Source organism: Microtetraspora sp. AC03309, from assembly GCF_020826795.1.
Lineage (GTDB): Bacteria > Actinomycetota > Actinomycetes > Streptosporangiales > Streptosporangiaceae > Microtetraspora > Microtetraspora glauca.
In genome coordinates this window covers 97931-105886 of sequence record NZ_JADDIL010000027.1, presented here as the reverse complement: position 1 = coordinate 105886, position 7956 = coordinate 97931, and the positions used below count along the sequence as shown (strand labels likewise).

At 70.5% G+C, this 7956-nt stretch carries 7 protein-coding genes and 1 pseudogene; 2 read left to right on the top strand and 6 right to left on the bottom strand.

What is annotated here, in order from left to right; translation table 11 throughout:
• Positions 1-391: pseudogene (locus IMZ11_RS18265) on the top strand (nuclear transport factor 2 family protein); the annotation flags it as partial.
• A gap of 98 nt (positions 392-489) precedes the next feature.
• Here the strand turns inward: IMZ11_RS18265 and IMZ11_RS18260 are convergent.
• The 5 genes from IMZ11_RS18260 to IMZ11_RS18240 all read right to left on the bottom strand — a co-directional run bounded on the left by IMZ11_RS18260 (position 490) and on the right by IMZ11_RS18240 (position 4128).
• Complete coding sequence (locus IMZ11_RS18260; RefSeq protein ID WP_228642982.1) at positions 490-1017, bottom strand: S26 family signal peptidase; 528 nt, start codon at positions 1015-1017, stop codon at positions 490-492.
• Positions 1014-2846, bottom strand: coding sequence for an ABC transporter ATP-binding protein (locus tag IMZ11_RS18255; protein ID WP_228642980.1), 1833 nt, complete (start codon positions 2844-2846; stop codon positions 1014-1016). Before IMZ11_RS18255 ends, IMZ11_RS18260 begins: the two co-directional genes overlap by 4 nt.
• Complete coding sequence (locus IMZ11_RS18250; protein WP_228642978.1) at positions 2843-3385, bottom strand: peroxiredoxin; 543 nt, start codon at positions 3383-3385, stop codon at positions 2843-2845. Before IMZ11_RS18250 ends, IMZ11_RS18255 begins: the two co-directional genes overlap by 4 nt.
• Positions 3385-3891, bottom strand: coding sequence for a MauE/DoxX family redox-associated membrane protein (locus IMZ11_RS18245; RefSeq protein WP_228642976.1), 507 nt, complete (start codon positions 3889-3891; stop codon positions 3385-3387). The genes IMZ11_RS18250 and IMZ11_RS18245 overlap by 1 nt, the downstream gene beginning before the upstream one ends.
• A gap of 72 nt (positions 3892-3963) precedes the next feature.
• Entirely contained in the window at positions 3964-4128 is a 165-nt protein-coding gene (locus IMZ11_RS18240) for a hypothetical protein (protein WP_228642974.1), read from the bottom strand.
• 231 nt (positions 4129-4359) lie between these two features.
• Between IMZ11_RS18240 and IMZ11_RS18235 the strand changes: the two genes are divergently transcribed.
• On the top strand, positions 4360-7185 hold the full coding sequence (locus IMZ11_RS18235; RefSeq protein WP_228642972.1) for a BTAD domain-containing putative transcriptional regulator: 2826 nt from the start codon (positions 4360-4362) through the stop codon (positions 7183-7185).
• 198 nt (positions 7186-7383) lie between these two features.
• Here the strand turns inward: IMZ11_RS18235 and IMZ11_RS18230 are convergent, their stop codons facing one another.
• Complete coding sequence (locus IMZ11_RS18230) at positions 7384-7608, bottom strand: glycoside hydrolase family 15 protein (protein WP_228642970.1); 225 nt, start codon at positions 7606-7608, stop codon at positions 7384-7386.
• Positions 7609-7956 lie beyond the last annotated feature (348 nt).

The window sequence follows — 7956 nt, the reverse complement described above, 5'->3', positions numbered from 1 at the left end:
CTTCAAGCGGGCATGGGAGGCCAAGGACATCGACGCCCTCGTCGGCCTCCTCGACCCCGACGCCACGATGATCGCCGACGGCGGCGGCCTGGTCAGCGCCGCACTCCACCCGATCGAAGGCGCCGAGCAGGTCGCCCGCTACATCATCGCGATCACCAACAGGGCACCCGACCTGACGATCCTGGAGCGTACGGTCAACGGTCAGCCCGGTCTGGTCGCCCAGTACAACGGCGTCACCGTGACGGTGGCGGCGTTCGACGTGCCAGGCGACCGGATCAAGCGCATCTGGGCGGTACGCAACCCCGAGAAACTCTGGCCGTGGACGGTGGGGTCACAGCAACTCCCCAAGCAGATCACCGAGCCAGACCGTGGGGAAGCACATCGGGTATAGGCCTGCTCATCGACAGGGCGGCTCCCGTACGGCGGGCGGATCCTTCGATGGACCGGCCCGTGGCCATCACACTCGGCCTCGCCACGTTCGTCGGGCGATCACTGCTCGCGGGCGGCGAGGTGGTCCGGGCGCAAGCGCGCCATGGCCCCGTGCGCCGTATCCCCTTCGGACGGTTCCCGTCCGGGTAGCCGCCGGATCACGACGCCGACGAAGCGGTCGTGGCGCACCAGACCGTAGTGCCGGGAGTCCCAGCTGGTCGCACGGTTGTCGCCCAGCACGACGAGAGCTCCGCGCGGCACCACCGTGCCCGCCACTTCGTGGACATCCGGATGCTCCCATTCGACAGGCACCTGGTCACCCGGCACGGCCACGGCCCGCTTGATGAGGAGCGTGCGGTCCCGCTCGGGTACGGGCTCTTCGGTGTGCGGCCCGCCGGAGTAGAGGAAGACGACTATCTGTCCCGCGCGGACACGCTTCGTCCTGCGGACCAGCAGGCGGTCGCCCGGTCGCAACGTCGGTTCCATGCTCGTCCCGCGGACGGTCGTGGCCAGGAAGCCGCGGCGGGCCCAGAGCGCCAGCAGGCCGACGGCCAGCAGTATCCCGGCGGCCGGAAGAGCAAGCTTCACAGGGCCTCCTGGTACCCGGCGGCCTGGAGCCGGAAGAGCCTGGCGTAGCTGCCGCCGGAGGCGAGCAGCACGTCGTGCGACCCGTGTTCGGTGATCCGTCCGTCGTCCAGGACGGCGATGTAGTCGGCGTCGCGGACGGCGCTGAGCCGATGAGAGATCAGCAGGCTGGTCCGGTCCGCGCGGTACTCCCGCATGCGGGTATGGATCTCGTGTTCGGCCTCCGGATCCAGGCCGGAACTCGGTTCGTCGAGAATCATCAGATCCCTGTCGTTTCGCACGAAGGCCCGGGCGAGCGCGAGCCGCTGCCATTGACCGCCGGACAGGACGACGCCGGTCGCCGGATCGTCCTTGTCGTCCCCGATCACGAAGATGCGGGTGAGGGGCGTGTCGTAACCCCGGGGAAGGGCGGCGAGCGTGTCGTGCAGCCCGGCACGTGCGGCCGCCTCCGCGACGCGTCCCTGGTCGTGCCGTGCGCTCAGGTCGCCGAGGCCGATGTTGTCGCGGGCCGTCATGTCGTAGTTCATGTGGTCCTGGAACACGGCGCTGATCCGCTCGCGCAGCATGGCCGGGGGGATGTCGCGCAGATCCGTTCCATCCCACAAGATCTGACCTCGGGTCGGGTCGTACATCCGGCACAGCAGCTTGACCAGCGTGCTCTTTCCCGCACCGTTCAGCCCGACGAGTGCGACGGCGCATCCGTGCGGGATGGTCAGGTTCACCCCACGCAGGACCCAGGGATGGTCGTCGCTGTAGCGGAACCACACGTCCCGCAGTTCGATGCCCTGCCGCAGCGTCGGTGCGTTCCCCTGCTCCGCGTGCGGCAGGTCCGGTTCGGCCGTTACGACGGCGACGTAGTGGGCGAAGGCGAGCAGCCTCGCCTGCCAGCCGGTAATCGACGACCTCAGCGTCCCCAGGGCGGACTGCACGCCGCCGACGGCCGCGAGGAACATGGAGACGTCTCCGATGCTCAGCTCGCCGCGCCGTGCCGCGGCGATCGCCCACCACAGGCCGACCCCGGTCACCCCCGCGCTCAGCACCGTCAGTCCGGCCTGGGTGCGGAGTTCCCGCAGGTCCATCCGCCGGATCGCCGCGTCCGCCGACAGTCGTTCGCCGATCATCCGGGCGCGCAGGAACGCCCCGATGCCGAAAAGGCGGATCTCCGTGGCCGCGGCCACCCCGGTGAGCAGCTGGATATAGAAGAACTCCCGCCGGTAGTACCTTTCGACGTTCCATTCAGTGCTCGCTCGGCGCCGTGCGAGATACAGCTCGGCGACGAGGGCGGGAAGGGCGGCCAGGAGCACCACGGTCGTCATCACCGGGCTGAGGATGAGCAGGGATGCCACGAAACCGACGAGGGAGAGCACGCCGCCGAGACCGTTGCCGATGCCGTCCACCAACTCGGCGATGCGACCGGTGGCCCCCTGGGCCAGCCGGAGGCGATCATGGAATGCCGAATCCTCGAAGGCGCGCAGCCCGACCTGGCGTCCGACCGCCACGAACAGCCGCTCGGTGGCGGCCAGGTTGGCGGCTCGGCCGATGTGGGCCCTGAGGTGACGGACCATCGCCGGGAGGACGGCGGCTCCCAGTCCGGTGACGGCCAGTCCGAGCGCGAGTCCCGCGACCGCGCCGCCCGGAGTCGTCAACCGGTCGAGTACCAGCTTGGTCAGCCACGCGGTCGCGACCGGCGCCGCGGCCGCGACGAAGGTCAGCAGCAGGAGTACCGTCACGTCCACCGATGCCGCCCGCCAGATGAGCGAGAGGGCCTCGGCGATGGACGCGCGCTGCTCTCGCAGGCTGATGCGCAGATCCTTCTTCGCTACGGCGCTCACCGCCGCCCCTTGCCCGCGGCCCTGTCGTACCGGTCCGGGAGGGGCAATTCCTCCATGCGAGCGCCTACGGCGATGATCCTGTGGTCGTCGCCGATCAGGTACAGCATGGGGGTCCACGTGTTCTGGAACGCGCGCGCCACCGCTCCGCCGTCGCGGTCGGCCACGACGACCCGGGCGACAGCTGTGAGTGCCCGCACCGCCGCCTCGTCGTCGCCGCCGAACACTGCCAGCACGTTCTCGCGCCCCAGTTTCCGCGCATGCTCGACGAAACTCGGCAGCAGCCGATGGCAGGGTTCGCAGCCGGAGGAGAAGAAACCCACCACCCCGGTCAAGGTGGCGGCGGACACCAGCTCGCCGTCAGTGGTGACGGCGGTGAACTCCCCGATGGAAGAGCGCGGCCCCAGCGCGGACGGCGCCCCCGCTGCGACGCCCGTCTGGACGGACTGCGCTCTCAGCCGGCGCAGGACCCCGATCACGAGCAACAGGTTCAGCAGGCACAGCACACCGAGCAACACCACGGCGGCGGCAAGGTAGGGCATCAGGAGCTCCTCGCGAACAGGTCGACGACGTCGTCGAAAGAAATGATCAGGATCGCTCCGGCGACACCCGCCGTGGCCGCCACCGCCAGACCGGCCGGAGCCGGAAGGCCCTGTGGCGCGAGCCCGCCGAGGACCGTGCTGATCAACAGCGCGCCGTTGCGGACGAGGTGACGGCGACCGACGGGCTCGCTGGACGCGCCGAAGCACCGGCACGTAGCCTGCCGCCCCCGTCGTAGGACGCCGGCGATCGCGGCGGTGAACGCGGTGAGCAGGGCGCACGCGAGCGCGAAGCCGTACGAGGCCGCCCGGGGCACCGCCAGAAGGATCGGGGTCGCCGTCTCCGCGGCGACCACGACCAGGGCCAGCGGCCGGACCAGGCGGGCACTGACCGGGGCGAGCGTTGGAAGTGATCGGGCGAACCCTCTGAAATCCCGAAGCTTCGACACCGCGGAGGCCGCGAAGACCACAGCGATCAGGGTGGCGCACGCCGCCCTCACGTACTCCATGCCCATGTCACTCCTCGCGGGAAGCCCGGGTGGCGGCATGGCGCCGCCACCCGGTGTCGTCACGACCGCCGGTCAGCAGGAGCCGACGTAGGTCCACTTGCAGCCGGTCTGCGCACAGCACTCGCGCCACCAGAGGCCCGGATGACCGGCCGCGTTGCACACGTCGCGGTAGTCACAGGCGGACGCGGTGGTCTTGGGGACGATCCGATCGATCATCCGGTCGATGAGACGGCTCACGATGCTCTCCTTCGCGTTTCGGACCGAAGTCGCCGATCACGCTTCCGGGCGGTTCGGTCCATACTTCGTCCCCCGTGAACCCGGTTGACACGGGGGTGATCACGGGTTCAGCATCGGCCAGGAAAGTGGCCAAAACCCTGCAGATTTCTTAATCACCTGGTCGACGTGAGAACCGGCAGAGCTCGCGCTTACGGGGGAGAGAGCATCGTGGAGTTACGCATGCTGGGCCCGATGGAATTGTGGACGGCAGGCCGGCCGGTGGATCTCGGACCTCCGCGGCAGCGGGCCGTGTGGGCGGCCGTGGCGGTGGACACCCCACGGCCGGTGCCTGCGGAAACCTTGGTCGATCGGGTGTGGGGCGAGGCTCCGCCGGAGCGGGCACGGCACACGCTCCACGTCTACCTGGCCAGGATGCGGCGGGTGCTGGAGCAGGTGAGCACCGGCGAGGAAGGATCGGCGCGGCTCAGGCGCCGCAGCGGAGGGTACGTGCTGGACGTCGATCCCGACAGCATCGACCTGCATCGTTTCAGGCGCCTCGTCGGACAGGCGCGAAGCGGGAAATGCGCGGAGACGGAGGAAGCCGGGCTGCTGCGGCAGGCTCTGGGGTTGTGGCGGGGCACCCCCCTTTGCGGCATCGAAGGCGACTGGGTGGACCGCGTGCGACAGGCATGGCACCAGCAGCACCTCGACGCGGCGGTGCGCTGGGCGCAGGCGGAACTACGCCTGGGCGAAGCGGTCACGGTCATCGGGCCGCTCGCCGACCTGCTGCTGGAGAACCCCTTGGCGGAGCCGTTGGTCACGGCGCTGATGCGTGCTCTGCACGCCGCCGGACGCGTCCCGGAGGCTCTGGACTGCTACGACACGTTTCGGCGACGGCTGGCCGACCAGCTCGGCCTGGACCCTGGAAAGGAACTGCGCGAGCTGCACCGGGCGCTCCTGCGCGGGAACGGAGGGGAGTCCGGACCGGCACCCGCACCGCCGACGGCGGCCGAAACCGGCACGGCCTCACCGGCGACCGCGGACGTCCGGACCACGCCACCGGCGCAACTCCCTTTGGACGTGCGCGGGTTCACCGGGCGCGGCACCGAGATCGCCGAACTCGATGAGATCGTCTCCCGTGCTGCCGACCAGCCCACCGCGGTCCTCATCGCGACGCTGTCGGGTACGGCGGGCGTGGGAAAGACGGCTCTGGCGGTGCACTGGGCCCACAGGGCCGCCGCACGGTTCCCCGACGGCCAGCTCTACGTCAACCTCCGCGGATTCGCCCCGAACGGGCCGGTGATGACACCGGGCGAGGCACTCGGCGGGTTCCTGCACGCCCTGGCCGTCCCGGCCTCGAGCCTGCCGTCCGACGTGGACACGCAGACGGCGCTGTACCGCAGTTTGCTCGCCCGGCGCCGAATGCTGGTGGTGCTGGACAACGCCCGCGACGCCGAGCAGGTACGACCACTGCTGCCCGGGGCACCCGGCAGCATGGTGCTGGTGACCAGCCGCAACCAGCTCACCAGCCTCGTCGCCGTGGAAGGCGCCCATCCGCTCGCCTTGGCTCCGCCGGCCGCCGACGAAGCGCGGCAACTGCTGGCGCGGCGCCTTGGCCCCGAGCGCGCCGCCGCCGAACCCGATGCGATGGACGAGATCATCACCTGGTGCGCGCGGCTGCCCCTGGCACTGGCGATCGTGGCCGCCCGAGCCGCCGGACATCCAGCCTCCCCGCTGTCGGTGTTCGCCGACGAGCTGCGCGACGAGCGCGGGCGGCTCGACCTCCTCAGCGCAGGGGACGAGGCCGGCGAGGTCCGCGCGGTCCTCTCCTGGTCGTACCGCACGCTGGGGCCTGCCGCGGCACGCATGTTCCGTCTGCTCGGGCTGACCGCGGGCGCCGACATCGCCACGGCGGCCGCGGCGAGCCTCGCCGGGGTCACGTCGGAGACGGCGCGTGGCCTGCTCGCCGAGTTGACCGCGGCGGGCCTGGTCACCGAGCACCGGCCCGGCCGGTTCGCCTCGCACGACCTGCTCCGGGCGTACAGCGCCGAACTCTCCCGGCGGGACGATGCCGCCGAGGGGTACGCGGCGACACACCGGCTACTCGACCATTACCTGCACACCGCCCAGACGGCGGCCATGTCGCTCAACCCTCACCGTGATCCGGTGGTGGTGGCGCAACCCGGGCCGGGAGTGACACGGGGTGAGGTGCCGGATTCCGAGCGGGCGACGCACTGGTTCGCCGCTGAGCACCAGAACCTGCTCGCGGCCGTGGGGCACGCGCACCGATCAGGGTTCGACGTCCACGCCTGGCAACTGGCCTGGACCACGACCGAGTTCCTGGAACGCCGGGGGCACTGGACCGACCGTATGACCGTACAGCGCATAGCGCTGGAGGCCACGAGGCGTCTCGGCGACCGGACCAGTCAGATCAGGGTGCTCCGCGTCCTCGGCACCGCCTGCGCGCAGCTCGGCCGCTTCGATGAGGCGCGTGCCCACCTGGGGGAGGCGCTGGAACTGGCCACCGGACACGGCGACGACACCGCTCGCGCCAACGTGCACATCAGTCTCGCACTGGCGCTGGAGGGACAGGGCGACTATCGCACGGCGCTGGACCACGCCTCGGAGGCCCTGCTTCTGTTTCGATCGGCAGACCACGTCACCGGGCAGGCGAACGCCCTCAACATGGTCGGCTGGTGCCGCACCCGGGTGGGGGACTACGCCGAGGCCCTCGCCGCGGGCGAGCAGGCCCTCATCCTGCAGCGGCAGATCGGCTCTCGGTACGGCCAGGCGGGCACGCTGGACAGCATCGGCTACGCCCATCACCACCTCGGCCGCTTCGACGAGGCGATCGACTGCTTCCAGCAGGCCCTCGCCCTGTTCCAGGAGGTGGGTGCCCGCTCGTTCCAAGCCGCCGCCCTCACCCACCTCGGCGACACATACGCCGCGACGGGTGACATCGCCCAGGCCCGCGACCGCTGGCAGGCAGCTCTGACGATCCTCGACGAACTCAACGACGCGGACGCGGCGGCGCTCCGGAAGCGGATCGTGACACATTTCGGCGGCGGTGCGACCTGAGTCGATCGCCGTTAGCGGGTGCTCTCTTCTGAGGCGGCGGCGGTCGCGACGTCTCGCGCGTAGGTATGCCGCGCGCGTAGAAGGATGATCCCGTTGGTCGCCGGGCGGCGCCAGTATGAGCCGACGGCGGAAACGACGGTCATTAGTCGGTTCCGGCTCTCCATCCGGGACCGACAGGCTTGGGGGCATCGCAGGTGGCTATTGCTCTTGCCTCCCCTTCCCGTCGCTCACTTCAGGTGAAGGCGTCCCGCCTTCGGCCCGGCGGCGGCTCGGGCCACGGACGCTGGTGATTTCGGCGGCGGCGTCGACCAAGGCGAGATGCGACAGTGCCTGCGGAAAGTTGCCCGGCATCCGCCCGGCCCGCGGATCGTACTGTTCTGACAGCAGCCCCACGTCGTTACGCAGGCCGAGCACGCGATCCACGACCTGTCCGGCCTCGGACCACCGCCCCTGCAGTACGTAGTTGTCCGCGAGCCACAGGGTGCAGGCGATGAACGCCCCTCCTGCTGTTCGGGCAGTCCGTCGATCATCTGGGGCCGATCACTCGCCGAGTACCGCCAGACCAGCCCGTCCGCGCACAGCTCGGCCTCGATCGCCGCGACCACGACCACCCGGGATCTTCTCCGCTTCATGCGCGCCACCCCCTGGTCTCGGCCGCTACCCGGGAAGGGTGGCCCCACACGGAGCGGCGGCGGCGATCCCGAAGATCACCCCGCCCAGGGCCTCCAGGTCGTCGCTGCAGAGGAACTCCCGTCAATGACGATCCACAAC